Origin of the sequence: Anatilimnocola aquadivae (assembly GCF_049819085.1) — a bacterium.
GTDB lineage: Bacteria > Planctomycetota > Planctomycetia > Pirellulales > Pirellulaceae > Anatilimnocola.
This window is the reverse complement of record NZ_CP187419.1, coordinates 1333252-1359589: the sequence shown is the minus strand read 5'-3', so window position 1 is coordinate 1359589 and position 26338 is coordinate 1333252. Positions and strand designations below refer to the sequence as shown.

Genomic DNA, 26338 nt, shown 5'->3' with positions numbered 1-26338 from the left:
AGTTCTTAAGGACTGAGTCCGGTTACGACCTCGGTTGGGTCAAGCGTCGAAATGGAGTCTAACGTCTTCTGTGCTTCATTGGTTATCTTGCAGCCGGAAATGTCGAGGGCAAGGAGCTTGGGCAACTTTGCAAGTTCTTTGACGCCTCGATCAGTAATCTGCGTGTTGCGCAATACGAGACGTATGATTTCTTTGTTACGAACAATTCCCACAACTCCTTCGTCTGTGATTGGACAGTCCGCCAGGTCAAGTATCTCCAGTTTGGGAAACGTGAAATGAGTGAACAGACGATCGTCAACTTTCGTGCCTGACAAGTCGAGCCAGATGAGCTCACGAAGTCTGCCAATCAACAGTAGCGAATCTCGACTAACCGTACACTTTGGGAGCGACAAGCACTCCATGGAGTTTTGCGCTGTAAGGTTTTTGAGAGCAGTGTCCGAGACCAGCATTTCGTCAAGCGTTAGGCTCGTCAGATGCAAGCCGCTGATCCGCTCCGCGCAATCACGAGGCATGTGATCGCCCGGCCCCAAGCTCAAGGACCGAAGGTTTGTCAGAGAAACAACGCTGTCGATGTCGCGGGAATGCAGCCTCGTTCTAGCCACAATGAGATTCCGTAATGAGTTGTGTCCCGCAATCGGATCGAGCGTTGTTTGCGAATCGCAGCCTATCAGCGTGAGTCGCTTGAGTGAGTGGAAGGAACGTAGTGTCTCTACCGCGGCATCATCAAGTGTTCCTTCGTCAACGACGACGATTTCGATCGGTCGATAGATTCGGCCATTTCGCAGTTGAGCCAGATCGATCACTGGCACCCTGTCCGGTAGGCGTAAGGCCTGTCCTGGCGTTTGGTGAACCCGCGTGAAGCAAAGCGCTTCAAAGCGGGCGACGAGAATTGCCACGGCGTCTCGCTCGCGCTTGTAGAGACGGTACTGATAGACACTCCAGCCCAACAGGCACGCAATTAGCGTGATCGCGATGAGCAGCGTGCGAAGCGAGAACTTCGGGTAACGGCGAAATCGTTTAGAGTTCTGCGGAGCAGTTTCGCTGGCTGGCGTAGAAGCGACTTCCATTGGTGGAATCCTCTCGAAATCCAGAGCCAGCTACTTCTTCGGTTTTCCTTCGATGGGCTTGCCATTCGTCGTCAGAATCTGCAACTCGTGAATTCGATGCTTGCCGGTGTAGGTCCAGACGAGTTTTTTGTCGGCGGTGACTTCAAAGGCTTTGATCGGTTTTTGCGAGCCATAGCTGGCGATGACGGTGTTGCCGTTGGGCAGGCGCTGACCGCCGCAAGGATCGGCGAACGGTTGCTCGCTGGGAAAGTCGGCATTGCTGATCTGCCAGACGACTTTTCCGTCGGCGTCGAGTTCGACCGTCTTGTTGCCGTTGGTGAGATTGACGAGCAGTTCGCCACCTTCGAGCTGAATGGCCGTGAAGGGCCAGTTCTTCGCCGCGCGACCGCCGAGCGAGTCGAGATCAGTTTTCAACTCGCGAACGATCTTCCCTTCCGGCGTGTACTCCTTCACCTTGAAGGCGAGCAAGTGTGGCACCAGGTAATTGCCGCTGGGCAGCTTGCGAGCCATGCGCGTTTGCATGTGAGCGTTGTCGGCTTCGGGCTGCAAGGGAAACTCAAGCGTGATCTTTCCCTCGCGATCGACTTCCAGCAGGCGGGGCTTCGGCCCCAGTTCGGTGATCAGCGTTTTACCATCAGGCAGTCGCTCAGCAGTGCCAATCTCTTTGTTCTCGGCGGCACGTTTGTAGCGGAACACGACTTCCTTCGTCTCTCGTGTGAACTCGACCACTTCATCGGCCCAAGCGATAAGGACGTTGCCATTTTCGAGGACATAGCCATCACGGGCGGCAGGTCTACCGGCACTCCACACTTCAGAATCGTCTTCGCCGATAATTCCCGTGAAGGTGGGGCCGGCAATCAAAAAGGAATGCTTGATTGGTTCTTCACCGCTCGCCTGCAAAGCAACTGACTCCAAAGCAAGGCACAGCAGAATGACGATACAGAACCAATGACTGCAGCGAACCAGCATGATATTCTCCCACGAGAGGCTTGGGGCAAGTTCCACAGTCTAGTCGACGCGCGAGCTTTCCGCTGTAATCAGGCTCTACACACTTCCATTCCACAAACTCCCGCATTTCAGCTCCATGCCGAACCAGAATCTCACCGTCGCCGTTGGTCCTACCGAGCGAACCGTTGTCACCGCCCAAGGGCAAGTACTTACCGCGCCAGTAGACTGGATGCTGCTGCCCCCTGGTGATGCTGCACTTACACGTCGTGTGAAGCTTGCGGGACCAACGTGGAGCGTGCAGGAGAAACGTGGCCGCAAACTCTTCTCGCGCGGCATGTGGTGCCCGACGGCGACCGTTGAACAGATTCGCGCCGATCTCGCCGCCGAACGAGCGGACCCGGCGCATGCGAAAAGGAAAGCAGCCGGCGCTGCCCGTCGCGAGAAGAAGCAAGGCGAGTATGTCGAAGATTTTCGCGGCGCCGTGTTGCTGTTTTTACGGTTCGCCCCGCACTATTCGGCACTGGCAGAGCGTCTGGCAACCGCGGTCACCGCGCATGCCACGCCCGTCGGCAGCGGCACTGTGGCTCGCACCGAGCGGATTCCAATCGAGCAGCGAGCCGAAGCAGCAGTCATTGCCTGGCTGCGGCATCAAACCACCGCCTACGACGAAATGAAGATCGCCCGCATCAAGGGGGAACGACGCGAAGTTCGCCGCGAACTGGCCGAGCAATCTCGCAGGTTGCTCAATCAGTACCGCTCGGACTTTCCGGTGAATCCGGAAACCTGCCCGCTACAAACAGCGCTCAAATAGCCACTCGTCAAAGAGCCAAGGCTATTTCTTCTGAAACGGTTGCACGATGGGACGCGTCGCCTGTGCAGGAGGAGCACCGGCTGCAGCACCTGGGCCCGCGACATTTGGACCCGGTTGCGGCGGGCCTTCAGGATTCTGCACGATTCGCTTCCAGCCTGCGGGAGTCTTCACTTCGAAGAACTCGCGATGCCAAGGGGTGAGTTTGAGGGGATCGAACAGCTTGGGGAGTGGGTTCTCGGCATTCACCACGCGCTTGTCGAACATGTACGCGGTGCGATGCGGGTTCTGCGGGCTGAAGGCGCTTTCGAAGATTTGCATGCGCACGGGCAGGTACTCTTTCTCGTCGAGGACGATCTGCACCATCTTGAAATTGGCCGCATCCTGGCGGGACTTCGGCACGGCTTCGAGACAGTACTCGCCCTTGTTCTCGGCTTGCAGCGGACGAATCCAGTAGCGAGCCTTAATCGTCTCGGCCCGCGCGCCGAACATGAATGGTAGTGGACCATCGGCGAGGGCTTTGCCTTGCATCTCCGGCGGAAGGACTTGCTCAATCACTTGCTTGCTGCGTGAGTCGAACGCATAGACTCGCTTGCCGTCGCAGACCCAGTGCTCGCCGTTCTCGGGTGGCTGCGTGAAGTACGTGTGCTTTTCGCCGGGCTTGCCGAGCTGGATCGATTGCAGATTCTCGACCTTGAACAGGCCTTTGTCCGGAGAGGCGTACTTGATGGTGCCCGCCGAGTAAGCGCGGAAAGGAAGTTCGTGCAGCTTGCCGGCCAACTGCAGCCGTTGGGCTTCGTTCGGCATGTACGAAGGATCGTATTCCCACTTTTGAAAGTTGCATTCCAGCGTCTTGATTTTGTCGCTGCGTTCTTCCCAAAAGCGGAGTACATCGTCGACCCACGCTTGCACCTTGGGATCGAGCGGGAACCACTCGGGCTGTAGCGGCGAAGCGGGTGCAGCGGCCCGTGGCGCACCGAGCGGGTTGCCCGGCACGACGATGCCTTGCCCGGCAGCACCGGGTCCCGGTTGGCGAATGGGCTGCTGACCGGCAGCTTGCATGACCTGGCCTTGCGCGCCAATCGCAGGATTGTTTTCGTTAGCAACAGCCTGACCCGTTTGTGAGGGAAGTGGCCCATACACCGAACCCTGGGCGGGTCGTGCCTGACCTTGCGGCTGAGCTTGCCCCGCAGGCTGCTGCTGCACGGCGTACCGCGAAGGGGGATTGGCCTGGGCGACAGCCGGGTTGGTTCCCTGCAGTTGAGGCTGATAGTTTTGAGCCGCAAGTTGGCCGGCCGAGACCGACGAAACGAACAGAACAAACAGTGTGCGGGTCGCGCGAGTCATCCGTGACTTCCTGCGATAGTTGCGTGGCGGGCGTTGATGGTTCGGCGAATGATAACGGAAGCCCCCGTTTTCTCAAATGCGGTTTCTTCAGCAGGCATTCCCCTATTCCCACGGCAGCTTTCACTAGCACATTGCCTTGCACGCCAGCTTCGCATTGTCGATTTTGCCAGCTCGCGATATAATCGCCGCACAAACTGTGCAGTTTGCCTGTTTTGAGACAGCAGTTCGGAGAAGGATTTCCGCGGTATGCGCGTGGGCATTGGTCACGATACGCATCGACTGGGTCAGGGGGGGCCGCTCACGCTGGGTGGCATCACCATACCTCACGACCACCACCTGATCGGCCATAGCGATGCCGATGCGTTGCTGCATGCCATCACCGATGCCATTCTCGGGGCAGCGGCCCTGGGCGATATCGGCGAGCTCTTTCCCGATACGGCCCCCGAGAACAAAGGCCGAGACTCGGCCGACATGCTCCGGCTGGCACACGACCGCGTAAAGGCCGCCGGCTATCGCATTGGCAATCTCGACTGCATCGTCTTTGCCCAACGACCGAAACTGCTACCGCACAAAACGGCGATTCGCGAACAGATCAGCCGCATCTTGGAACTTCCCGTCGATCGCATCGGCCTGAAGGCCAAAACCGGTGAGAATGTCGGCCCCATTGGCCGGGAAGAAGCGATCAGCACCGAGTGCATCGTGTTGCTGGAAGAGGTTTCCTCATGAACGAACATTTCCGCCCCAACTCCCACATCCGCCCCCGGGCCTGCCCCGGGGGTTTAACGGCTTTTGCGCTAGAGCCATTCCAACTCGCGCAGCCAATCGCACTACCGATTGCCGGAACAGCGGAGCATCTTGTTCCGGCCCGCGGCCTACTCGCCAGCTAGTGCAGAAGCCAATGAACCACCGCCGCAGGGGCGGTGGCGTGAGTGAGATAAGCAAAACTACGAACTTCAAACTACGAACTTCAAACTCTAAACTCCCCACACCCATGACCATCCGCGTTTACAACACTCTCAGCAAGAACAAAGAAAACTTCGAAACCGTGCAGCCCGGCAAGGTGGGCATCTACCTGTGCGGACCAACGGTCTATAAAGAGAGCCACATCGGCCACATGGTGGGCCCGGTGATCTTCGACACGATCAAGCGTTATCTCACCTACAACGGCTACGACGTGACCTGGGTCGTCAACATCACCGATGTCGACGACAAGCTGATTCAGCAGCAGCACGAGCGGGGCATTCCCATGGCTGCGATCGCTGACGAGATGGTCATCGACTATCTCAACAATCTCGCTGGCCTCGGGGTCGATCAGATCGACAAGATGCCCAAGGCGACCGAGCACATGCAGGGAATCATCGACTTCAACGCATCGCTGATTAAGAAGGGGCACGCCTACGTCTCCGATGGCGACGTGCTGTTCGATGTCGCCAAAGATCCTGCCTACGGCAAGCTCAGCAATCGCTCGCCCGAAGATCAGCAGGGCGAAGGCGGCGGGCATGCTTCGAAGAAGCGGAACCCGGGCGACTTTGCCCTGTGGAAAGCAGCCAAGCCGGGTGAACCAGCCTGGGACAGCCCCTGGGGCAAGGGTCGGCCAGGCTGGCATATCGAGTGCTCAGCCATGTGCAAAGCAATTCTCGGTGAGACGTTTGATATTCACGGCGGCGGTCTCGACCTGATGTTTCCGCACCATGAAAACGAACTGGCTCAAAGCCAATGCTGCCACGGCAAGCCGATGGTGAAGTACTGGATGCACAACGGCCTGTTGCGCAAAGCAGCCTCGGCCGGCAAGATCGGCGGCAAGGGAGATCGCGCGGCCGAAGCCGATGATGGCGGCAAGGTGAGCCGGTCGAAAGGTGCCGGCGGCCTCGCCGACGATATCGCCCGCCTGGGCGGCGAACGTATTCGCTTCTTCCTGCTCAGCACGCATTACCGCAGCACGGTCATGTTCGGCGAAGAAGGGCTCGCGGAAACAGCGAAGTCGCTCGACGGTTTCTATCGCTTCTTCGAACGCTTTCAAAAGATCACCAAGCAGCGGTACTTCAATCTCCCCTTTGCCAAGACGCGCAAAGAGGGGGACGAGATCGATACCCAAGAGCCCCTGCTAAAGACGTTGGCCGCACAGCGGAAGAACTTCCTGGAGAAGATGGACGACGACTTCAACACCGGCGGCGCGATCGCTGAGTTGTTCGATATGCTCCGGGAACTCAACAAGTTCGCCGATCAGAAGAACCTTGAGCGTTTCACCACCATGGCGCCGGAACCGGCCGTGTTCTCCGATCCCGACGTGCAAACGCTGGTAAAGGCGACCAAGATCCTCCGCGAACTGACCGCGATTCTCGGCGTCTTCAAGACCGTGCAGCCCAAGCGGGGCGGGGGCGGCGATGGTGTCGTCGATAAGCTGATGCCGCTGCTGATCGAACTGCGAGCCAATGCCCGCGCGAACAAGGATTTCGCCACGGGCGACCTGATTCGCAACAAGCTGACCGAAAGTGGCATCACGCTCGAAGACAAAAAGGGTGGGCCGACGGAATGGCGGATCGGCAGCGGCACATGAGCTCGCTTCCTACGCTGCGCATCGTCGGCATCGACCCCGGCCTGAATATCACTGGCTATGCGGTGATCGAAAGTTGTGGCCAGCAAGTCAAGCTGATCGAGGCGGGCGTGGTGCGCGGTAAAACCAAGGGAAGCCTCGCCGCTCGCTTGCAGGAAATTCACGAAGGGGTGCGCGATGTCATCGCCAGCTTATCGCCGGAAGTGATGGCCATCGAGCAACTCTATTCGCATTACGAACGACCGACGACGGCTATCCTGATGGGTCACGCCCGCGGCGTGATCGTGCTCGCCGCTCAGCTCGGCGGCATCGAAGTGCAAAGCTATGCCGCCACGAAGATCAAAAAAATGCTCACCGGCAACGGCCGCGCACCGAAGGCTCAAGTGCAGCAAGCGGTGATTCAACCGTTTCGCCTTAGCAAAGCCCCCGAGCCTCCCGACGTCGCCGACGCGATGGCGATTGCGCTTTGCCATCATTTTCATCGGCGAGTGGGAGCTGCGAGCTTGGATCTGGGAGCAAGGGTCAGAAAAAATCCAGCCTTCCGCCTGCCGGACTCCGACTCTCCTATCGCCGACCTAGTGCAAAAGCCAATCAACCCCCGCCGCAGGGGCGGGGGCGTTGGTTGATTTTCTTCCGACCTCCGACTCCTGACCTCCGACTTCCCCTGGTCCCTGGCCCCTAACCTCTGGCCCCTTCCCCCATGATCACCCGCATTACCGGCCAACTGTTGAAGGTTCAAGAAGACTCGGCCCTGCTGCAGTTAGACCATTTTGAATACCAGGTCTTCATTGCCGAATCGACGCGCCGCGCACTGTCGCAGCTGATCGGGCAGACTGTTTCGCTGCAGACGATTTATTACATCGACGGCGATCCGTCGCGCGGCCGCGTCACGCCGCGATTGGTGGGCTTTATGAGTGAGGTCGAGCGCGAGTTCTTCGAAATGTTCTGCTCAGTCGATGGGCTTGGTGCCAAGAAGGCTCTCCGCGCCATGGTTCGCCCCGTGCAAGACATCGCCGAAATGATCGAAGAACAAGATGCTAAGGGGCTTTCTTCACTCCCCGGCATCGGCGCGGCGACTGGCGAGCGAGTGATCGCCAAGCTGCGGCGCAAAATGTCGAAGTTCGCGCTGCTCATCGCCAAGGATGTGAAGTACGAAGCTGAAATCAAACGCGACGTCGTGGAAGAATCGTACGAAGCGCTGCGCGCTCTGGGCCACACCGAACAGGATGCCCGCAAAAGCCTCGACGCGATCCTCAAAACTAAACGCAAGTTCGCCGACGTCGAAGCGGTGCTGCTCGCCATCTACGAGCAGACACATACGAAAAAGACGGCGGGGGAATAACGCAGCGATTCGTTGCGTTACGCCAGCAGCTTTTTCATCACGTTGCCGTGGACATCGGTCAGGCGGAAGTCGCGGCCTTGGAAGCGGAAGGTGTGCTGCAGGTGATCGATGCCGAGCAAGTGCAGGATCGTCGCATGCAGATCGTGCACGTGCGCCGGATCTTCGACCGCGTTGAAGCCCAGTTCGTCCGACTTGCCATAAGTTGTGCCGGGCTTGATGCCGCCGCCAGCGAACCACATGGTGAAGGCATCGATGTGGTGATTGCGGCCGGTCTTTTCGCGATTCTCACCCATCGGCGTACGACCAAACTCGCCGCCCCAAATGACGAGCGTGTCCTTGAGCAGGTCGCGTTGCTTCAGGTCCATCACCAGCGCTGCACAGGCTTGGTCGACATCCTTCACTACCTTGGGAAAATCATCTTCCAGGGTTTCGCCGGCACCGCCGTGGCTGTCCCAGTTGGTGTGATATAGCTGCACGAAGCGAGTGCCACGTTCCACCAGTCGGCGAGCCAACAGGCAGTTGCGGGCAAAAGAAGCCTTGGCCGGATTCACTCCGTAGAGATCGAGCGTCCCTTGCGTTTCGCCGCTGATATCGATCAGTTCGGGTGCGCTCGATTGCATGCGATAAGCCATCTCGTAGGCATTGATGCGCGTCGAGATTTCGTCGTCGCCCGTTTCCGCCAGACGAAGCTGGTTCATCGCGCGAACGGCATCGATGGCCGCGCGTTGCTTCGCGGTGTCGATGCCCGCCGGGTTCGACAGATTCAAGATCGGCTCACCTTGCCCGCGCAAGGGAACGCCTTGATAGGTGGTCGGCAAAAAGCCGCTCCCCCAGTTCACCGCGCCGCCGCGAGGACCGCGCGGGCCACTTTGCAGCACGACAAAGCCCGGCAAGTCCTGCGATTCGCTGCCGATGCCGTAGGTGACCCACGAACCCATCGACGGCCGGCCGAACTGCCCGCTGCCAGTGTTCATGAACAGCTTGGCGGGCGCGTGATTGAACAGGCTCGTCTGGCACGAAGTGACCACGCTGATGTCGTCGACAATTTTTGCCGTGTGCGGCAGCATGTCGCTGACCCAGGTTCCGCTCTGGCCGTGCTGCGCGAATTTCTTGCGCGTGCCGAGCAACTTCACGCCGTGGCTGCTCCCCATGAAGGCAAAGCGTTTGCCTTCGATATAGCTCTGCGGAATGGGCTGGCCGTTGAGTTCGACCAGCTTGGGTTTGTAGTCCCACAGTTCCAGCTGCGACGGGCCGCCGGCCATAAACAGATAGATGACGTTCTTGGCCTTCGCGGGAAAGTGCCCACCCGCAGGGACTCCGCCAGCGGCCGAGGCCGAATTGCCCAGCAGCGAGCCCAGAGCGAGAGCACCAATGCCCAGCGAACACTCCTGAAAGAAGTGCCGGCGGGTGACATCACGCAGAATGTTGTTTTGTTCGGGAGTCATATGGAGAGAGGCGACTATTCGCGAGTAATGGTTTCGTCCAGGTTGAGCAGCACGCGGGCAATCGTCAGCGAATCGAGTTTGCCGAGCACGGCCAGCTCGTCCTTGGTGGGCGGGCGAGCCACGCACCGCTGAAACGCAGCGGGCAAGCCCTCGCGCTCGATGATCTTCTGCAAGGACTGGGCAAACTCAAAATGGCTGGCATCGTTCAGCAGCGTGAGTGCTTGCAGCGGCGTATTGCTGCGAATGCGACGCGTACACGTGCTGAAGCCCTCGGGAGCATCGAATACGCTCAGCGACGGCGGCGGAGTCGAGCGGAAAACAAACGTGTACAGACCGCGGCGATAGCGATCTTCTCCCTTGCTCAGCGGCCAAGGACGTTTCACTTGTCCCAGGCCAAGCACCCCTTCCGGAATCGGCGGATAGACCGGCGCGCCGCCCATCTTTTGCGAGAGCAGGCCGCTCGCCGCCAGCGACACATCGCGGACCACTTCGGCATCGAGTCGCAGCCGTGTTTGTCGCCACAGCAAATAGTTACGAGCATCCTTTTGCAGCGCTGGATGATCTTTCGTCACGGTGCTGCTTTGCTGATAGGTGTCGGAGGTGACAATCAGCTGATGTAGCTTTTTCAGGCTCCAGCCACTCTCCATGAACTCGACCGCCAGCCAATCGAGCAACTCGGGATGTGTCGGAGCAGCACCCATGGTGCCAAAGTCGTTTTCGGTTTCGACCAGCCCGCGACCAAAATATTGCTGCCACACACGATTCACGATCACGCGGGCAGTCAGCGGGTTTTCGCGACTCACCAGCCATTTCGCCAGGTCGAGCCGATTGCCGCGGCGATCGAGCTTCAACTTTGGCAACACCGCCGGCACACCTTCCTGCACTTCATCGGCGGGGCGCGTAAAGTCTCCCTTGATGAAAATGGTTGTCTTGCGAGGCTGCGGCATCTCCTGCATCACCAGCGTACTGATGCCGCTGTTTTGCAATGCCTGCAGTTCCTGATAACGCTCGTTGAGTGCCCGATAATCCTGATCGGCCGCGCCGGGGCCCATCGCAAAGAGGGTCCGCTTTTGATCGAAGGTTCGTTTCTCGGCGGGCACATTCAGTGCCTTGATGTTCTCCTTCGAGAGCAACTTTTTCGACATCTCGCCCAGATCGCGTTCCCACGCGGCGAACTCTTCCTTCTGGTCGGCGAAATAGGCTTTGATCTTGGTTTCGAGCTCCTTCATCTCGGCGGCGATCTCGACCGGATCGATGTTGTTGTCGATCACCTTCAGCGTCGGTTCCGACTGGTTGTTAAAGAAGGCAAAAAACTGGTAGTACTCGGCATGCGAGATGGGATCGAATTTGTGGTCGTGGCATTGCGCGCACGCGACAGTCAGGCCGAGCCACACGGTCGCGGTGGTGCCCACGCGATCGACGACGCTCTCGATGCGGAACTGCTCGGGGTCGATGCCACCTTCTTGATTGATTTGCGTGTTGCGATGAAAGCCGGTGGCGACCTTTTGCAGATCGGTCGCTGCTGGCAACATGTCGCCGGCCAGTTGCTCGACGCTGAATTGATCGAAGGGCATATCGGCATTGATGGCATCAATGACCCAATCGCGGAACTTCCAGATCTGCCGCGGGGCATCGATGCTGTAGCCATTCGAATCGGCATAGCGGGCCTGATCGAGCCACCAGCGGCCCCAGCGTTCGCCGTAGTGGGGCGATTCCAAAATCTGCACCACCAGCTTTTCGTAGGCTCGTTCGTCTTTGTCGTCGACGAAGGCCTGCACCTGCGTGGGGGTCGGCGGCAAGCCGAGCAGGTCGAGATACACGCGGCGCACGAGCGTCGTTTTATCCGCAGCCGGCGCAGGAGTGAGTCCTTCCTTGGCAAGTCGCTGGCGCACGAAGGCATCAATCGGATGGAGCGACACGTTGCCCAGCGATGGTACCGGCGGTTTCTCGGGAGCAATGAACGCCCAGTGACGATCGTCGCTCGGTTGTTCGTCGGCGGGAGCTTTGGCTCCCTCATCGATCCAACGCTTGAGCAGGGCAACCTGCGCGGCATCGAGCGGCGGCCGCTTGTAGGGCATCTTGGGAATGTATTCGTGCTTGCCGTCAAGCGACAGAATCAGCAAGCTTTCGCTCGCTTTGCCGGGCACGATCGAGGGGCCGCTGACGCCACCCTTCAGCGCATTGGCAACCGTATCGAGCTTGAGGTCGCTCTTCTGCGTATGCGTGCCGTGACACTTCACACAGGTGGCCTGCAGCAGCGGTTTAACTTCTCGGATGTAGTCAACGGGAGCGGCCGCCAGCAGGCTGGTCGCAAGCAAGAACGCGGCAATCGCAACGGGAGAGATTTTCATGGCACCAGACGAGCTGTCGGAAGGTAGGCGACACACACAGCAGGAACTTACACCCTACGCCACTTAGCCCCCCGAAGGCAAGCTTTTCCAGCCCCTTTGCGGCATGTTTTCGTGCGCGTTCGAAAAGGCAAGGCGATGCCGAAACATCGCGCGGAGTGCCGCTTGTTGCCGGTACTCAGACCGATTTACGCACAGCTGCCGCCGTCTTCACACTTGGTGACGACGAAGCCCATCTCTTCGATCATCTTGTAGTCGGCTGAGGGAGCCTGCCCGCTGGTGGTGAGATAGTCGCCGACAAAGACCGAGTTCGCGGCATACAGACCGAGTGCCTGCAGCGAACCAAGATGCAGCTCGCGACCGCCGGCGATGCGTAACTCGCTGGCGGGATTCGCCAGCCGGAACATGGCCAGCGCCTTGAGGCAGTAGCGGGGATTCAGCCGGGCGTTCTTTTCCAGCGGCGTACCGTCGATCGAATTGAGAAAGTTGAGCGGAATTGACTCGACGCCCAACTCGCGTAGTTCGAACGCCATCCGCACGACATCGACGTCCTTCTCACCCATGCCGATGATGCCGCCGCTGCACAGCTTGAGGCCTGCCGTGCGAACAGCATTGAGCGTGTCGACCCGATCCTGATAAGTGTGCGTGCTGCAGACTTCCGGATAGTACTCGCGGCTGGTGTTCAGGTTGTGATTCACCTTGTCGACGCCACACGCGGCCAATCGCTGGGCTTGTTCCGGCGTGAGCAGGCCGAGGCACGCGCAGACATTCAGGCCATATTCCTTTTTGATCTCCGGCACGATGGTCTCGACGGCGCGAATCTCGCGCTCGCTGGGACCGCGGGCCGAGATCACAATGCAGTACGTTCCGCTTTTCCGTTCGGCGGCCATCTTGGCCCCAGCCATCAACTTTTCACGGCTTAGCAGGTTGTACTTGGGGATCTCCGCTTCGCTCACCTTGCTCTGCGAGCAGTACGAGCAATCTTCCGGGCAGAGGCCACTCTTGGCGTTCATCAAAAAGTAGAGCTGGACCGTATTGCTCCAGTAGCGATGGCGCACCTTGTAGGCCGCACCCATGATCTCGAGCAGTTGATCGTCGGGCGCTTGCAGAATGCCTAGCGCATCGTCTTCGGTCAGTTGATAACCGGCGAGGACCCGCCGCGCGAGATCCGCCCAATCGGTCGACGTCTCAACGGCACTCATCATGGGAGAAGGCTGAATCATGCAATCCTCGAAAACAACAAGCGGTACAGCAAGCGGACGGTAGCGACATGCGCCCGGCTGTCATCTAGGCAGCGGTACGCATCTCGATCAAGATGAACTGGCTCTTTCGCGGTCGGGTCACATCCGGCCGCGAAAGCTGATCGATTTTAACCATAGGCGGTAACTTGTGTTAGGCCAGCACTGGGTTCGTTTTGGCGTGATGGGACAGGTCTCTCGTTTTGGGGCGAGTGACGGCGCTCGCTATGCGCGAGGCGCTCGCGTCGTCTGCCGCACCGAACGCGGGCTCGAAGTGGGCGAGGTCCTCTCGCCGGTCGCTAACGAAACCGATAACTACCGCGGTAGTACCCAGGGAAGCATCCTCCGCCGCGTGGGGGTCGAAGACGATTTGCTCCTCGCTCGCCTCGACAAGAATCGCCAGCAAGCTTTTCTCGATTGCGAAAAGCTCCTCGCCGACCACAACATTCCCGCTGCCTTGGCCGAAGTCGAACTTCTCTTCGATGGCCAACATCTGTTCTTTTACTTTCTCGGCGATACCACTCCCGAAGTCGATGCCCTCACCGCCGAGCTGGCCCAGACCTACGCCGCGACCGTGCAGTTCCATCAGTTTGCCGACCTGCTCACTCAGGGTTGCGGCCCAGGCTGTGGCACGCCCGAGGCCGAAGGTGGCGCCTGCGGCACGGGTCCCGGCGGCGGCTGCGCAGGCTGTGCCGTCGCTGCCGCCTGCAGCCCACGAGTTCATCACTCGCACTAAGCAAGTAGAACTGTTCCCGATGGCCAGTACGCCAAGTAGGTCCAGGTACCCCGTACCTGACAATCGGTAGACCGGCACGGCGGCTGAAATTGCCTTGAATCGCCGCGTCTTATTGCTCCTGCACACCAACCACTTTTGGTCCCACGGATAGAAGCACGCACCGATTTCGCCCGCACGCGATCGACCGGTAGCATTGCTGCGGTCTGTTGGCAAAAAGGTGCGTGAGCAGCCATCTGCCTGGCGGAACCCTGCTACACACCAGGCACGGGCACCCAGAAAAATGCCCGTGCCACCGGCCGATGGCAGACCGCTCTTCCGGTTCACAGCACGAGAAATGTTCTTCAGATTTTTTGGCTTAGTGAGATCTGATGAAGGATGGCTGCAATGTACGACGCATTTCGGCTTGCCGGATACTCGCGAAGAACCCGCTTGCGAATTTCATCTCTAGGAATTCCCAGATTTGCAATGAACTCAACCCGCTCTCGTAGGATTGTTCGCTTCTTCCCACTTCCCACCGATGGGCTGACGAGCAGGTGCTTCTCATTGACCTCATCAACCGTAAATGATCTCTTCTGATTCAGTGTCGTTAGATCAGTACCCACAAGCCTACGAACAGCTTCCCAGTGGCCTGCCGGCTCGTCGGTACGCTGAATCACAATTCCACCAAAACGAGCCTCGTCTGCGTAGCACTTGATGCCAGAAACAAAACACTCGTGGCTGGAATATGGGCTACCTTCATCGGCAAAGTGGGCCACAAATCCGCCAGTCGCGTCGGCGTTACTAAATACGACCGAACGACCATCCCTCGATTTAGCCTGAGCGGCACAAGTCGAGCACAAATATTTTGGGTAGCGAGGAACGGGCTCAACAGCAGTCGAACAAATCGGGCAAACTTGTGTGGCTGACATTCAAAATCCTGTTAGGTAGGTAGCTCCGTAGGTTAGGTCGGTACTCCACCCTGAATCGATGCGAGGGGACCTCACTCTGAGCGTTGGACGGGCAACGGCGAGATGCGCTGGTGAAGTGCGTCACTTGACCAGCTGCGGGCGGCACCATCGAGTGCTCGGCGCTGCAAATCGACTTGGCTAGTTTCAGATCGGCTCAAGAGCTGTTTTACCACAGGGTGAAACTGCCAACGATTCGTGACGTCGAATTTGACTATGACCGAATCTCACAGCCCGACGACTCCACGGACTTACGGTTCTGGCTGAAGGCAAGCGACCGGTAGCATTGCTGCAGCCTGCTGGCAAAAAGGTACGTGAGCCGCCATCTGTCTGGCTGAACGCCGCTACACATCAGGCACTGCCGATGAGGTTTCTGGATCCGGAAGATTTTTTAAAAAGTACTTGCGAAAGAATCGCCAGGGCTAGATATTGGTGATGATATACGTACTATGTCGTGCGTAGTTGTGCATCAGTTTGGAGTGAGTGAGAGGCCGGTTTTCTTGGTTAACCGAGGAAATGCGAATGCGCGCGCACGCATTTGTCTCTCTCTTTCCCGCACCCGGAGTTCGAAACATGAGCAAGAAAAAGAAAGCAAACAGCATCTTCCGCGCGCCGAAGCCACGGGATCTGGAGATCTACGAGCGATGCTCGACGCATGGGGTCTCGCAGCGGATGGTGGCGGCGGAGTTTGGAATTTCGCAGCCTGCGGTGAGCAAGATTTTTCACAAGCTGCAGCGCTGGGAAGGCGAGCCGGAACTAACGACAAATCGCGAGACGGAGCACAAGAGCGAGCAAGGGCGCATTCAGCGCTTGCACATGCTGACGCGGCAGCACAAGCGACGGTTGGATATGGGGTACTCGCAGATGTGCGAGAAGTGGCGGGAGTCGCAAAAGGCAGCGGGAACCATTAAAGACCGCGTTTTTAAGGGCGAATTGATGAAGGAGTCGACCATCAAGACTCGCGATGGCAATCCGCGATTTCTCAACGATGCGATTCGCATGAGTGAAAAGATGCTGAAGTTTGAGGGGATCAAACTTGATGGCACGGTCGACTTCGACACGAAGAACAGGCTGCCCGAAGAGCCTGAGATGACGCACGATGAGCGGATGGCGGAACAGCGGCGGTGGATCGATGCGGCGCTCCCGGAAGTAGAGAAGTGGGAGGCGAAGGAAAGGGAGAAGGAAAGGCAGAAGGAAGAACGCAGAATGCAGAATGAGGGGAAGCTAGAAGAAGTTGCCACTGTCTTTGCTCCCTCTCCTCTGTACTCAGGGGCGAGGGTTGGGGTGAGGGGCGAGCGCTGGGAAGGTGGGCTGGGTTCGCAGGAGAGTTCGCGAGCGGGCCGCGCGATGTTGCCGGGCGGTAGTGCACAAGCCGTTGAACCCCCGGGGCAGGCCCGGGGGCGGATGGGAGAAACGCGGGGGCAGGAAGATGGATTCAGCACGTCCGAAAATGGTTATCAAACGGTTATCACCGAAGGCGGAAAAACACCGGAAATACCAGTGGTGGAATCGTGCGAAGTCGTTGAGGTAGTAGAGGATAGCGACGACGTGGTTATCGCTGAAATTATCGACGAAAAAGTTATCAAGGAAATGCAGAAGGAAGAAGGCAGATTGCAGAATGAGGGGCAGGAGAGTTGGCGAGCGGGCGACGCGATGCTGCCACGCGGTAGTGCAAAAGCCGTTGAACCCCCGGGGCAGGCCCGGGGGCGGAAGGAAGAAACGCGGGGGCAGAAGGAAGAAGGTCGAGAGCAGCCTCAACTGGACTCCAAAATCTCCCCCTCTCCCGCTCTTCCACACTCCCCCTCTTCTTCCTGCCCTACGACTGAGTTACTGCGGTCGACGGCGCCGGCGTTTACGACGGAGCGGCATCCTTCAGCGCCGGAGAATTACACGCCGAAGCCGGGCTCGGCGTTCAGCGTGGACGCCCGCGGCCGATTAGTGCAAGAGGCAGAAGGCTTTCGCCGGCTGGTACCAACGAACTGGATCGAGCCGCCGCCGAGTAAGTTTCCTGTGCAGACGGTGGAGGAGAGTTTTTGAGGAAGTGGGGAATGGGGAGTTCGGATTGCGGAGTGGAAGGCAGGGAGAGTTCGCGAGCGGGTTGGGCGATGTTGCCACGCAGTAGTGCAAAAGCCAATTAACCCCCGCCCTCCCCGAACCCACAACAACTATTGTGCCGAACAAAATTGCGGAGTACAGAGGCGAGGGAGGAAATACAGGGGAACGGCCGCCAGCCGCTCGATTAACCAAGAACACCTACCTTCTCAACAGATCAATACAGATCAATAGCTATCGAACTGCGAACGAACTAGTTCGCATGTCATAACTCCCAGCTAACAGTGGTGATTCGTTCGCAAGCACGTTTTCAAAAGAATTGTCGTCAGCTGGAAGGCACGACGACGGCTCAATTCGGTTTTGAATCAGTTCGCTGGGCGAGTACGGTCAGAGCATCGGGTAGCTGCATCCATTTCGGGATTTACACTTTGAGCGAATACATTGACTTCTCGATTCCTGCCGCGCGATTTGCGCCACTTCAGCGTGCCTTCGCCGAACTGAAGCGAAATAAGGACGTAGACGACTGGCGCTCGAACGAGGAATTACTCGAATTCTTCGATGCCGAGTCCCTGGGCAGCTTTGTCTGGCTTCAGGATGACAGGCGCCGCCAGCGACTAGAAGATCTGCGGACGCGCCCAATCCTGTTGACTCCCACGAATCAGGCCGTGGGAGCGAAATGGGACTTCGATTCGCTGATCGATTCGTTTGTGAATGGTGAATACGAGTTGCTGAATTGTGAGCGGTCGGCAGACGGCGACGCGCGGCTCAAATTCAATGCTTGGGCCTATCCCTACGGCGGGGTTGGCTGCCTGGTGGCATTGATCGAAGCCTTTGACGGCGTTGTCACCGGAATTGAGGATGGAACTGGATATGTCGTCATTTCACCGAAACGATGACAATCCCCGCGGTCGTGGCGACGGCCGAGACGAGCGAGGGTTCCTGCAGGTCGCCCCGCACGGCCGGGCCGGCCGAAACCAGGGGAAAGTGATAGCGACCGGCCAGATAGTCGAAGTTGCTGGGCCGCGGCTGATAGTAGAAGTTGTCCATTCCCTGCAGAGGGAGTTCGTTCGTGGGGAACGTGAACGCGGTACCATCATTGCTGGTGATTACGACGTTGCCGTCTGCTTCGCGTTCGATCGACGATGCCCCGGCTAACATGGCGTCGGCTTCGGCAAAGCTTCCTGTCGAGACGAGGCGAATGAATTCGTGGGCTGAGTTTCTGGGGCGTGCGATCCACCAGGAAGATACGCCGGCGATCACCGCGACCGAAATCACCGCTCCGAGAACAATGCGGACCAACTTTCGCTGCGGGGCAACTGGCTCCTTGGTGTCCATCGTGACCTCTCGAAAAACATGACGCGCGCCGTGTCTTGGGGGGAAATCGTGATGTTAACCAAAAATGCCAGGCACCAGTTTGCCGCCGTCGACGATTTTGATGGGGCGGCCGATGTTGCTCATGTTCTCTTTATCGGCATTGATGCCGAGGCCGCTGACGACGGTTCGCAGCATGTCGTTGACGTTCACGGGGCTATCGGTCACCGAATCGCCCGAGGCGTTTGTCTTGCCGATCACTTGCCCGCCCTTCACGCCGCCGCCGGCAAGGGCCATGTTGAAGGCCTTCGGGAAGTGATCGCGGCCCGACCGCGGATTGATCTTCGGCGTGCGACCAAACTCGCCCATCCACAGCACGAGGGTGTTGTCCAACATTCCTTGCTGCTTCAGATCTTCAATGAGCGCCGCGAACGGTTGATCGAGTTGGCCGCAAAGCCGCGTGGTGTTGGTGAAGTTGTCGAAGTGCGTGTCCCAGTTGCCGAGCGACACTTCGATGAACGTGACACCCGCTTGCACCAAACGGCGAGCGAGCAGGCAGCCTTTGCCGAATTCGGAATCGCCATACAGCTTGCGTGTGCCGGCCGATTCCTGGTCGAGATCGAAGGCTTTCATCTGCGGGCTGAGGATCATCTTGGCCGCGCGATCGTAGACCTTTTGATGATCGGCCACTTCCTGCTGGCCACCCTTGGCGGCAAAGTCTTGTTCCAACTTGCCGAGCAGATTGAGCCGGCGGCCGTAGCGGGCCGAAGACGTCGGCAGCGAGGTATTCTCTGGCGAGCGACTCGCCGATTGCATCACAAACGGATCGTAGTCGACACCCAGCAGGCCAGCACTATCGCCAAAGCGGCCCGCGCCGATCCGCACAAAGCTGGGCAGTTCCGCCCCGTGATCGCCGATCTCGTGGGAGACAATCGAACCGAGCGTGGGATACTTCACGCTCGCCGTGGGCAAGTAGCCGGTGTGCATCAAGTAGGTTGCCCGCGGGTGAGCACCTTCGCGGCTGTTCATCGAGCGGATGACGCACAGATCCTTCATCATCGCCGCGGTCTTCGGCAAGCCAGCGGCGATTTCGATCCCCGGCACCGCAGTGCTGATCGCCTTGGTCTCGCCACCGTTATCGTGCCCCGGTTTGGGCGAGAAGGTCTCGAACTGGCTGGGGCCACCTTGCATCCACAGCAGGATGCACGCCTTGCCTTGCTTGCGCAGGTCGGCGGCACTAGCCGTGAGCTGATCGGACCAGGCGAGACCACTCGCGGCAGCGGTGGTGCCGGCAATGGCCTTCAAAAAATCGCGCCGCTGCAGTTGGCCATTGTGGGAAAATTGCAATTGCAGCTGATGGTGAAGTTGAGTGTTCATGGTAGTACCTACGAGAGCGGCGGCAGGCGGCTCGGTTAACCGACAATTGAACTAGCGGCGATACAAAAACTCGGTCGAATTGAGCAGCGACCAGGAAATATCTTCGAACGCTTCGGTGCGATTCTGAATGGCCGCGACATGTGCCAGGCAGGTATCGACTTCCTTGCTGCTCGGTTCGCGAGCCAAGGTTCGCAAGTACAACTCGCTGATGAGCGCCCGGTCGTCCTTGATTTCGGTGAGCAGTTTGCCGAGTGCCGTGCGACTGCTGCGGCCATCGAGCAGGCCGTTGAAGTAGCTGGAGTTCATCATCACGAGCGCTTGCGGAATGGTGCCGGCTACCTCGTCGCGGCGTTCGCTGGGGTCGTAGCCAAACACCGTGGCAAACTGTTGCCGCGGACCACGACCGAAGCGGGCTCCCGGGCCATATGCGGGGCCAGCCATCCCTGCCGGTTCGCGGGCACCGAGAGCGGCGAGGGCGTTGTCGAACAATTGATCGGCCCGCAATCGTTGCGGCACGTTGGCGACGAACGCCACTTGTTCTGGATTGCGCCGCGAGCGACTGGCCCGCTGATAGGCTTGCGTCGAGGTGATCGTTTCGAAGAGCCACTTTACGTCGTACCCTGTGGAGGCGAAGGCAGTCGAGAGGTGTTCGAGCGTGCGCGGCGCGTTGCCTTCGCGATCGGGCCCCATGTCATCGACGGGCTCATAAAAACCTTCGCCGACTAGTTCCGACCACAGGCGATTCACCAGTGCCTGGGCAAAGTAAGGGTTCTCAGGCTTGGTGATGAATTCGGCCAGTTGTCCTCGACGGTCGCTATCGCGCGTGGTGACCGGCACCGAATCGCCGGTGGCAAACAGGACCGGCTTCATCATGCGGCCTTTGGCGTCCGGGTTCTTCAGATCGCTCATGCGATGCTCGGCTGAGCCGCGGACACGATTGCCGTTTCGCTCGAACGGCTCTTCGCCGAACTCGGCCACGGCAACCGTGATGCTGCGGTTCTCGGGCGTGAGAATCACACGCGAAGAGACGCGCGGGAAGAACGCAGCCAACTCGTGAAACTGTTCTCGCTTCCAGCGGTCGGTGGGATGATCGTGACACTGCGCACATTGAATCTGCACGCCGAGAAAAATTCGCGAGATCTCGGAGACCGTTTCTTCGGGCTTGCCTTCTTGGGCAATGATGAGTGCCGTCTCGCCCTGGGTGAGGCCGTCGCCGGAGGCGGTGATGAACTCGGTGGCGACGGTACTCCACGGTTTGTTTTGATTGAGCGAATCGCGCAGGTATTCGGTCAACACGCCGGCAATCAGCTGAGCCCGCTGTTCGGTCGCGCGGTACATGATGACGTCGCGCCAGTACTTCGACCAGTTCTCGCCGTAGCGAGGATCGGCCAGCAACTTGCGCACGACGACTGCTCGTTTGTCGCTGGCCGGATCGAGAGCAAAGGTGGTGATCTCGGCGGTTGTGGGGAGCCGGCCTTGCACGTCGAGCGTGACGCGACGCAGAAAGATCTCGTCGTCGGCCAGCGGCACGGGTTTGGACTTATTGCCCAGGCCCATTTCGCCGGCCAGCAGTTCGTCGGCTTTGGCGGCCACCTGGCTAGGCTCTTCTGCGGCCGAAACCAACTGGCAGCAACCCGCCAACAGGGCAACCGCGATCCACGCTCGATAGCAACTCATATAGGTGACTCCTCCAACCGGGCAATTCTCTCGTTCCAGCAATCTAAACCCTGCCCGATACCGGGTGTTTCGGCCGCGAGGGGCGATTTATTCGCGGGTAAGGCCGAGAAACGGCCCTTGTAGCCCTCATTTCCCGAGCGGTTTGTGCTCGGCAAGCAGTTTGTGAAGCTGGTCGTTCCAGATTTTGTAGCCGGCGGGGCTCATGTGCAGCATGTCTTTGACGAACAGTTCCGGCATGGGCTGGCCGTCGCTGCCGAGCATGGCGGGGACAATGTCGACATACAGCAGCCGCTGGGAGTCGGCTTCGCATTGCTGGCGAATCAGGTCGTTGGCCTTCTTTTGCACCTCGAAGAGCGACCAGCGCGATGGGCAGGGCTTGATGGCGATGAACCAGATGGGCGTATTCGGCAGTTCTTTATGAACGACCGCGCAGAACTCTTGAAAATCGGCCGCTGCTTTCTCGGGCGTCTTGTTCGACTTCAGATCGTTATCGCCCGAGTAGAAGATGACCAGCTTTGGCCTCAGCGGCGTGACGATTTTGGTCGCATACTTGGTGGCATCATGAATCTGCGAGCCCCCGAAGCCGCGATTCACCACCGGCAGATTTGGGAACGATTTGGGCAAGTCCCACAGCCGCACACTGCTGCTGCCGGTAAAGACGATTCCTTCTTCCGGCGGCGGATTCTTCTCGTCCTTGGCGAGCATGGCCGCGATTTCTTTTTCCCACTTCTCGGCAGCGGGCACGGCGGGCGTTTTCGCCTGCTCGGCTTTCTTCACCGGTGGCTCTTGAGCGGGCGACAACGAAGCGGCAAGTACGAGACTAAAGAGGCAGAGGCAAGTCGTGCGCATGAGTTATTCCTGGATGTTGATTCGATCGATTTTGGTACCGGGTGGTAGATTGGCAATTTGCTGTTGAATTTGTGTTTCGAACGACCAATAAACTTCCATGTCGGTCACTTCCTGGTTCGTCGCGTCATCGACGCCTCCCAGGCGCAGCGGCTTGATGTAGGCGACACATTCGTTGGCAGCGGGTGCTGGTTTGCCGGCCGCGAGCCACTCTTGAAATAATTCGACTTGCAGCGAGTCGTTGGGGTAGTTCACCAATTCGTCGTTTAGAAACGAGTTGAAAGTGGCGGGGATGTTCAGCGTCTCGCTGGTTGCCGGGTCGAGCAACTGAACCTGGTACTGGTCGCCATCCAAGCGTTTCGCATTCAGGGCGTAAAGCTGGCCGCGCCAGTCCGACGAGAAGACGACCATTTTTCCCTTGTACTGCGGGAACATTTCGGTGGCGATGTCGGTCCACTTGCGAATCTGGTCGAGGGGCAGAATGCGAAACAGGCCCCGGTTGAACGTCGCGCCGGCATACTTCGCAAAAAATGCTTGAATGCCCGTCGCATGAGGTTCGATCTGCTCCAGGATCTTCAAATTGCCAGCAGGCTCACCGGCGGGGATATCGCGCGTGTAATGCTGCTCAAACTCCACGGCTGGGTTCCTTATTGAGACTAGCGGAAATTGAGGAGAGTCGCGTCCGTCGTCGTCCAAGCGAACGTGCATGATGGGCTGCGGAAAATGCAAATGCAACCAGCAGGCAGGCTCGTCTCGCATGTGCTGAACAAAGCGATGTTTGCCGGCATTTACCGGCCAATCTCACCTAGAAAGGTCTGTCGGTCGTGACGATTACGGGTTCTGCGGGAATCGCGAGATAATCTTGAACGCCAGCGCTCCAGCCCAGCCGACAAGAGGTGGGCTAGTCCGCTAGAGCCCGCGGCGGAATAATACGCACAGATAGTTGCACGAGCAGCGGCACGAGTAATTGCATCAGGCAGGAAGAGTTTGAGGCCTGCCAGTCGTTGCTGCATCTCTCCTTGAGGAAGGATCGCCCCGAATGAACCCGTATTTGCCCGGTCGGATCGACAACTCGCAGTCTTACCAGAGCGTTCAACGGCAACGCCAGTTGACCCTCGGCGACTTGCTGCTCGAGAACCGCATTGTGTTCTTGCAAGGCGAGATCTACGCCGGCAACGCCAACGAAGTGGTGATGAAACTGCTTTATTTGCAGAGCGAAAATCGCCGCAAGGACATTCACTTCTACATCAGCTCGCCCGGTGGCGATGTCGTGGCGACCCTTGCCATTTACGACACGATGCAGATTCTCAGCTGCCCGATTGCCACGTACTGCGTGGGACAGGCTGCTAGCGGCGCGGCCGTGCTGCTGACCGGTGGCACCAAGGGCAAGCGCTTTGCCCTGCCAAATGCCCGCGTGATGATGCATCAGCCTGCTGGTCAGGTAGGTGGACAGATCAGCGATATCGAAATTCAAGCCAACGAAATTCTTCGCTACCGCGACGTGCTCAACGGCATCATGTCGAAGCATACCGGCCAGGCCATCGACAAAATCGCGAAGGACACCGATCGCGACTTTTTCATGTCGGCCGAAGAAGCCAAGGCTTATGGTCTGGTCGACGACGTGCTGAAGCACACCGTCGCCCCCGAGATGCTGGCCGATACCGACAAGTAATTTCGGTCCAGCCTCGACATCCAATTCATTCCACGCGCACATCCATACTGACGGAGTAGCTCCGATGCCCATGATTCCTTATGTCGTCGAAAAGAGCGGCCGCGAAGAGCGGGTTTACGACATCTACAGCCGCCTGCTGAAAGACCGCATCATTTTCCTCGGCACGCAAGTGAACGACGAAATGGCTAACGCCATCGTCGCGCAAATGCTGTTCTTGCAATCTGATGACCCGAAGGCCGACATTCACTTGTACGTGAACTCGCCCGGCGGCAGCATCAGCGCCGGCATGGCGATTTACGACACCATGCAGTTCGTCACCTGCGATGTGGCCACCTACTGCATCGGCCAGGCGGCCTCGATGGGCGCCGTGCTGCTCACCGCTGGTACGCCCGGCAAGCGGTTCGCACTGCCCAACGCCCGCATCATGATCCATCAACCTTTGGCGGGCATGCAGGGAACGGCGGAAGAAATTCTGATTCACGCCAAAGAGTTCCGCCGCATCAAGCAAAAGATGAACGAGATCATGATCAAGCACACCGGTCACCCGCTCGAAAAGATCGAGAAGGACACCGACCGCGATCGCTTCATGTCGGCCGAAGAAGCCCAGGAATATCGCCTGATCGACAAGGTGCTCGAACGGATGCCGAACCTCGGCACCGCTTCGAAGGGCGAGTAGGCAGGAAGAGGCGAGGTGCGAGAGACACGAGGCGAGGTGAACGCAGTTCACTCGCCTTGAGGAAACCCGAAGCGTCAGCGAGGAGCGCGCTTCGAGGCGTTAGCGTTGCAGTGCTGGCCAAGCCGTTCGCGCCGTGATTGAGCGAGCGGTCCGTTCAAACCCATATCGAGAAGCACCGCTTATGCCCGAGCAATCGCTGGCGGAACTCAATCGTCTCGCTGATGAGACACTCGAGACGATGCAGGCTGCGGTGAAGAAGGCTCTTGAGAACAGCCCTTCGCCGGGGGTGATTGAAGACATGGACACCATGCATACGGCCGTCGCGAAGGCACAGCAGGCAAGTCTTCACCGGGGGATCGCGATTTGCTTTGAGATTGATGGCGTGGTTCACTACAAACTCCCTAGCGGAGAGATCACGCGGGAGTACCCTTGGCCAGAAGTTGCCAAGCCCGACCAGGCGGAGTGATCTCGCCAACGACGACCTGCTTGCTCGGTTCGCTGGCGGAGGCCATCCTGTGCTCGAGGCGAAACTCTCGAAAATAGTCGAGCAACCTGATCGATACATGCGACTTTACAAGCTTGCTTCGTTGTCGGTTGCCTCGCTGGCGCTGCTAACGACTATCGCTTGGGCAGCCAGTGCGGTTTGCAAGATGGGCTATCGGTCAGACAATCTTGAGGTTGGCGTAGATGCTGGAGCAGCGCTGATATTCGTTGACGATGACACGGGAAGCCAGCGGGGCAAATGGTTCATCGAACCGCATCCGCCGCGAATACCGCTGGGAGGCCTCGTGTTCTTGCGCGCGCAAGACAGCTACTTCTCACGCAACCAGACGAATGTGACGTACTACTCCTGCTGTATTCCCTTACCATTGATTCTGACGGTTCTCGCGCCTGTAGGCATCCTTTGCTTTTCGCAGGGACGCTTCAGCATCCGGCAGCTATGTGGCTGGACCACACTTTTGATGGTGGAACTGGCGTACTACGTCCAGCGATGACAAGGTGCTAAGAATAGGAAAAAGTGTCGTGATGTTGAGTCATCACGTCGACAGATGAAACGCCAAGCTTTCGAAGAACGAGTACCACTCGCTGTCGAAATTCATCGTGTCGTTTTCGTAGGCGTCGGCCAGGTCTTCGTGCATCTTCTTGAAGTCTTTCTCGGTCAGCACCGAGATCTTTTTCGCCGTTAATACCTTGCGTGCGGCCCCCAGAATGTTCGGCCGCTTCAAGCGGTGATAGAGCGACTCTTCGGTGGGATCGACGGTGAGCAGCATCACCGCCTGGGCGACGTGCGCCGCAGCTTCGGCATCGCGGCGGGGCAACTTGACGTTCGACTTGTCCTGAATGGCATGGGTGGCTTCGTGCACGATCGTCGATTGCCGCTGCAGTGCGGTGCGATTGACCTTGCGGATGAACAGGTTGTCGTCACTGGAGTTGTAATAGCCGAGCGGCTTCTTGCCGGTGTAGCCTTCCGCAACCTCGTATTCCCAAACGTCGATATCGTCATCGGCAATCAGACTCGCGATCTCTTCGTAGTGACGCGGTTCGTAATGCACGCCATGTACCGGGTCGCGAAAGCAAATTCGCTTCACGTTTCCCGCACCATAAATGGTCTGCACCACCTTCTTACGTGCCGCGCCCTTGAGCAGCTTAAAGCTGCGGCTGAGAAACTCATCGACGCGCTCGCGCGCTTTGTCGGTCAGGTCAGCGTGTTCCAAAATTTTGCGGAGATCTGTTTTTTCGTTCGCGGAGACCACCTTTTTATCGAGCGCGGCGCGAATGATCGTAGCCATCTCGCTGCCGTTGATCTTTTTGCCCGCCTTCTTATAGGCATCGCGAATACTCGCGTCTTTCAACTTGTTGGCGTCGAGGCTCATGGTGCTCTGTCCATCGCTAAGGTAGGTCGATCAAGTTAGTGCGCCCATTCTAATGCGGGGTTTTGCCTCGCCTAGG

25 protein-coding genes are annotated in these 26338 nt (G+C 58.4%); 12 read left to right on the top strand and 13 right to left on the bottom strand.

The features are described 5' to 3' along the window. Positions 1-5: 5 nt before the first annotated feature. Together NA78x_RS05355 and NA78x_RS05350 are read right to left on the bottom strand one after the other, a co-directional pair. Positions 6-1067, bottom strand: a complete 1062-nt coding sequence (locus tag NA78x_RS05355) for a hypothetical protein (protein ID WP_425617397.1) — start codon at positions 1065-1067, stop codon at positions 6-8. 30 nt (positions 1068-1097) lie between these two features. Next, on the bottom strand, positions 1098-2036 hold the full coding sequence (locus NA78x_RS05350; RefSeq protein ID WP_425617396.1) for a hypothetical protein: 939 nt from the start codon (positions 2034-2036) through the stop codon (positions 1098-1100). A gap of 115 nt (positions 2037-2151) precedes the next feature. On the opposite strand from NA78x_RS05350, the gene NA78x_RS05345 reads away from it, so the two are divergent. Then, the gene (locus tag NA78x_RS05345) at positions 2152-2826 is read left to right on the top strand and encodes a DUF2293 domain-containing protein (RefSeq protein WP_425617395.1); all 675 of its coding nucleotides are present in this window, start codon (positions 2152-2154) and stop codon (positions 2824-2826) included. Positions 2827-2847: 21 nt separating this feature from the next. Here the strand turns inward: NA78x_RS05345 and NA78x_RS05340 are convergent, their stop codons facing one another. Beyond that, positions 2848-4170: a TIGR03009 domain-containing protein gene (locus tag NA78x_RS05340; protein WP_425617394.1), complete on the bottom strand. Its 1323-nt coding sequence runs from the start codon at positions 4168-4170 to the stop codon at positions 2848-2850. Between the two features lie 246 nt (positions 4171-4416). Between NA78x_RS05340 and ispF the strand changes: the two genes are divergently transcribed. The 4 genes from ispF (at position 4417) to ruvA (ending at position 8066) form a co-directional block, all read left to right on the top strand. After that, positions 4417-4896: a 2-C-methyl-D-erythritol 2,4-cyclodiphosphate synthase gene (gene ispF, locus NA78x_RS05335; protein ID WP_425617393.1), complete on the top strand. Its 480-nt coding sequence runs from the start codon at positions 4417-4419 to the stop codon at positions 4894-4896. Between the two features lie 265 nt (positions 4897-5161). Then, a complete protein-coding gene (gene cysS / locus NA78x_RS05330) occupies positions 5162-6727 on the top strand; it encodes a cysteine--tRNA ligase (protein WP_425617392.1) in 1566 nt (521 codons plus the stop codon). After that, positions 6724-7350 (top strand): crossover junction endodeoxyribonuclease RuvC, encoded by a 627-nt coding sequence (gene ruvC, locus NA78x_RS05325; protein WP_425617391.1) that lies wholly within the window; start codon positions 6724-6726, stop codon positions 7348-7350. The genes cysS and ruvC overlap by 4 nt, the downstream gene beginning before the upstream one ends. A gap of 74 nt (positions 7351-7424) precedes the next feature. Beyond that, complete coding sequence (gene ruvA, locus NA78x_RS05320; protein WP_425617390.1) at positions 7425-8066, top strand: Holliday junction branch migration protein RuvA; 642 nt, start codon at positions 7425-7427, stop codon at positions 8064-8066. Positions 8067-8083: 17 nt separating this feature from the next. Here the strand turns inward: ruvA and NA78x_RS05315 are convergent, their stop codons facing one another. The 3 genes from NA78x_RS05315 to bioB form a co-directional block, all read right to left on the bottom strand. Further along, positions 8084-9511: a DUF1501 domain-containing protein gene (locus NA78x_RS05315; protein ID WP_425617389.1), complete on the bottom strand. Its 1428-nt coding sequence runs from the start codon at positions 9509-9511 to the stop codon at positions 8084-8086. 14 nt (positions 9512-9525) lie between these two features. Continuing rightward, complete coding sequence (locus NA78x_RS05310; protein ID WP_425617388.1) at positions 9526-11862, bottom strand: PSD1 and planctomycete cytochrome C domain-containing protein; 2337 nt, start codon at positions 11860-11862, stop codon at positions 9526-9528. 185 nt (positions 11863-12047) lie between these two features. After that, positions 12048-13082 (bottom strand): biotin synthase BioB, encoded by a 1035-nt coding sequence (gene bioB, locus NA78x_RS05305; protein ID WP_425617387.1) that lies wholly within the window; start codon positions 13080-13082, stop codon positions 12048-12050. A 199-nt stretch (positions 13083-13281) separates the two neighbouring features. Here bioB and NA78x_RS05300 point away from each other — a divergent pair, with 199 nt between their 5' ends. Next, complete coding sequence (locus tag NA78x_RS05300; RefSeq protein WP_425617386.1) at positions 13282-13833, top strand: PSP1 C-terminal domain-containing protein; 552 nt, start codon at positions 13282-13284, stop codon at positions 13831-13833. Between the two features lie 341 nt (positions 13834-14174). Here NA78x_RS05300 and NA78x_RS05295 read toward each other — a convergent pair whose 3' ends face one another. Then, positions 14175-14741, bottom strand: a complete 567-nt coding sequence (locus NA78x_RS05295) for a hypothetical protein (RefSeq protein WP_425617385.1) — start codon at positions 14739-14741, stop codon at positions 14175-14177. 609 nt (positions 14742-15350) lie between these two features. Between NA78x_RS05295 and NA78x_RS05290 the strand changes: the two genes are divergently transcribed. Together NA78x_RS05290 and NA78x_RS05285 are read left to right on the top strand one after the other, a co-directional pair. Continuing rightward, positions 15351-16814 (top strand): hypothetical protein, encoded by a 1464-nt coding sequence (locus NA78x_RS05290; protein WP_425617384.1) that lies wholly within the window; start codon positions 15351-15353, stop codon positions 16812-16814. 443 nt (positions 16815-17257) lie between these two features. Next, a complete protein-coding gene (locus tag NA78x_RS05285; RefSeq protein WP_425617383.1) occupies positions 17258-17725 on the top strand; it encodes a hypothetical protein in 468 nt (155 codons plus the stop codon). Here the strand turns inward: NA78x_RS05285 and NA78x_RS05280 are convergent. From NA78x_RS05280 to NA78x_RS05260, 5 genes are all read right to left on the bottom strand, one after another. After that, on the bottom strand, positions 17706-18164 hold the full coding sequence (locus NA78x_RS05280) for a hypothetical protein (RefSeq protein WP_425617382.1): 459 nt from the start codon (positions 18162-18164) through the stop codon (positions 17706-17708). The two genes, NA78x_RS05285 and NA78x_RS05280, sit on opposite strands and share 20 nt — an antisense overlap. 54 nt (positions 18165-18218) lie before the next feature. Then, a complete protein-coding gene (locus NA78x_RS05275) occupies positions 18219-19517 on the bottom strand; it encodes a DUF1501 domain-containing protein (protein WP_425617381.1) in 1299 nt (432 codons plus the stop codon). Between the two features lie 51 nt (positions 19518-19568). Further along, entirely contained in the window at positions 19569-21194 is a 1626-nt protein-coding gene (locus NA78x_RS05270) for a DUF1549 domain-containing protein (RefSeq protein ID WP_425617380.1), read from the bottom strand. Positions 21195-21320: 126 nt separating this feature from the next. Next, positions 21321-22043 (bottom strand): GDSL-type esterase/lipase family protein, encoded by a 723-nt coding sequence (locus NA78x_RS05265; RefSeq protein ID WP_425617379.1) that lies wholly within the window; start codon positions 22041-22043, stop codon positions 21321-21323. Positions 22044-22046: 3 nt separating this feature from the next. Continuing rightward, positions 22047-22676: a T6SS immunity protein Tdi1 domain-containing protein gene (locus NA78x_RS05260; RefSeq protein WP_425617378.1), complete on the bottom strand. Its 630-nt coding sequence runs from the start codon at positions 22674-22676 to the stop codon at positions 22047-22049. A 403-nt stretch (positions 22677-23079) separates the two neighbouring features. On the opposite strand from NA78x_RS05260, the gene NA78x_RS05255 reads away from it, so the two are divergent. The 4 genes from NA78x_RS05255 (at position 23080) to NA78x_RS05240 (ending at position 25383) form a co-directional block, all read left to right on the top strand. After that, a complete protein-coding gene (locus NA78x_RS05255; RefSeq protein ID WP_425617377.1) occupies positions 23080-23712 on the top strand; it encodes a ClpP family protease in 633 nt (210 codons plus the stop codon). A gap of 64 nt (positions 23713-23776) precedes the next feature. After that, the gene (clpP, locus tag NA78x_RS05250; RefSeq protein ID WP_425617376.1) at positions 23777-24388 is read left to right on the top strand and encodes an ATP-dependent Clp endopeptidase proteolytic subunit ClpP; all 612 of its coding nucleotides are present in this window, start codon (positions 23777-23779) and stop codon (positions 24386-24388) included. 181 nt (positions 24389-24569) lie between these two features. Further along, positions 24570-24854, top strand: a complete 285-nt coding sequence (locus tag NA78x_RS05245) for a hypothetical protein (RefSeq protein WP_425617375.1) — start codon at positions 24570-24572, stop codon at positions 24852-24854. Positions 24855-24951: 97 nt separating this feature from the next. After that, positions 24952-25383: a hypothetical protein gene (locus NA78x_RS05240; protein ID WP_425617374.1), complete on the top strand. Its 432-nt coding sequence runs from the start codon at positions 24952-24954 to the stop codon at positions 25381-25383. Between the two features lie 42 nt (positions 25384-25425). Here the strand turns inward: NA78x_RS05240 and NA78x_RS05235 are convergent, their stop codons facing one another. Continuing rightward, positions 25426-26262 (bottom strand): hypothetical protein, encoded by an 837-nt coding sequence (locus NA78x_RS05235; protein WP_425617373.1) that lies wholly within the window; start codon positions 26260-26262, stop codon positions 25426-25428. Between the last annotated feature and the right edge of the window lie 76 nt (positions 26263-26338).

Excerpts from the sequence above, each read along its gene's own strand:
- NA78x_RS05355 (WP_425617397.1), bottom strand. The coding sequence starts at position 1,067 with ATGGAAGTCGCTTCTACGCCAGCCAGCGAAACTGCTCCGCAGAACTCT.
- NA78x_RS05350 (WP_425617396.1), bottom strand. The coding sequence starts at position 2,036 with ATGCTGGTTCGCTGCAGTCATTGGTTCTGTATCGTCATTCTGCTGTGC.
- NA78x_RS05345 (WP_425617395.1), top strand. The coding sequence starts at position 2,152 with ATGCCGAACCAGAATCTCACCGTCGCCGTTGGTCCTACCGAGCGAACC.
- NA78x_RS05340 (WP_425617394.1), bottom strand. The coding sequence starts at position 4,170 with ATGACTCGCGCGACCCGCACACTGTTTGTTCTGTTCGTTTCGTCGGTC.
- ispF (WP_425617393.1), top strand. The coding sequence starts at position 4,417 with ATGCGCGTGGGCATTGGTCACGATACGCATCGACTGGGTCAGGGGGGG.
- cysS (WP_425617392.1), top strand. The coding sequence starts at position 5,162 with ATGACCATCCGCGTTTACAACACTCTCAGCAAGAACAAAGAAAACTTC.
- ruvC (WP_425617391.1), top strand. The coding sequence starts at position 6,724 with ATGAGCTCGCTTCCTACGCTGCGCATCGTCGGCATCGACCCCGGCCTG.
- ruvA (WP_425617390.1), top strand. The coding sequence starts at position 7,425 with ATGATCACCCGCATTACCGGCCAACTGTTGAAGGTTCAAGAAGACTCG.
- NA78x_RS05315 (WP_425617389.1), bottom strand. The coding sequence starts at position 9,511 with ATGACTCCCGAACAAAACAACATTCTGCGTGATGTCACCCGCCGGCAC.
- NA78x_RS05310 (WP_425617388.1), bottom strand. The coding sequence starts at position 11,862 with ATGAAAATCTCTCCCGTTGCGATTGCCGCGTTCTTGCTTGCGACCAGC.
- bioB (WP_425617387.1), bottom strand. The coding sequence starts at position 13,082 with ATGATTCAGCCTTCTCCCATGATGAGTGCCGTTGAGACGTCGACCGAT.
- NA78x_RS05300 (WP_425617386.1), top strand. The coding sequence starts at position 13,282 with ATGGGACAGGTCTCTCGTTTTGGGGCGAGTGACGGCGCTCGCTATGCG.
- NA78x_RS05295 (WP_425617385.1), bottom strand. The coding sequence starts at position 14,741 with ATGTCAGCCACACAAGTTTGCCCGATTTGTTCGACTGCTGTTGAGCCC.
- NA78x_RS05290 (WP_425617384.1), top strand. The coding sequence starts at position 15,351 with ATGAGCAAGAAAAAGAAAGCAAACAGCATCTTCCGCGCGCCGAAGCCA.
- NA78x_RS05280 (WP_425617382.1), bottom strand. The coding sequence starts at position 18,164 with ATGGACACCAAGGAGCCAGTTGCCCCGCAGCGAAAGTTGGTCCGCATT.
- NA78x_RS05275 (WP_425617381.1), bottom strand. The coding sequence starts at position 19,517 with ATGAACACTCAACTTCACCATCAGCTGCAATTGCAATTTTCCCACAAT.
- NA78x_RS05270 (WP_425617380.1), bottom strand. The coding sequence starts at position 21,194 with ATGAGTTGCTATCGAGCGTGGATCGCGGTTGCCCTGTTGGCGGGTTGC.
- NA78x_RS05265 (WP_425617379.1), bottom strand. The coding sequence starts at position 22,043 with ATGCGCACGACTTGCCTCTGCCTCTTTAGTCTCGTACTTGCCGCTTCG.
- NA78x_RS05255 (WP_425617377.1), top strand. The coding sequence starts at position 23,080 with ATGAACCCGTATTTGCCCGGTCGGATCGACAACTCGCAGTCTTACCAG.
- clpP (WP_425617376.1), top strand. The coding sequence starts at position 23,777 with ATGCCCATGATTCCTTATGTCGTCGAAAAGAGCGGCCGCGAAGAGCGG.
- NA78x_RS05245 (WP_425617375.1), top strand. The coding sequence starts at position 24,570 with ATGCCCGAGCAATCGCTGGCGGAACTCAATCGTCTCGCTGATGAGACA.
- NA78x_RS05240 (WP_425617374.1), top strand. The coding sequence starts at position 24,952 with ATGCGACTTTACAAGCTTGCTTCGTTGTCGGTTGCCTCGCTGGCGCTG.
- NA78x_RS05235 (WP_425617373.1), bottom strand. The coding sequence starts at position 26,262 with ATGAGCCTCGACGCCAACAAGTTGAAAGACGCGAGTATTCGCGATGCC.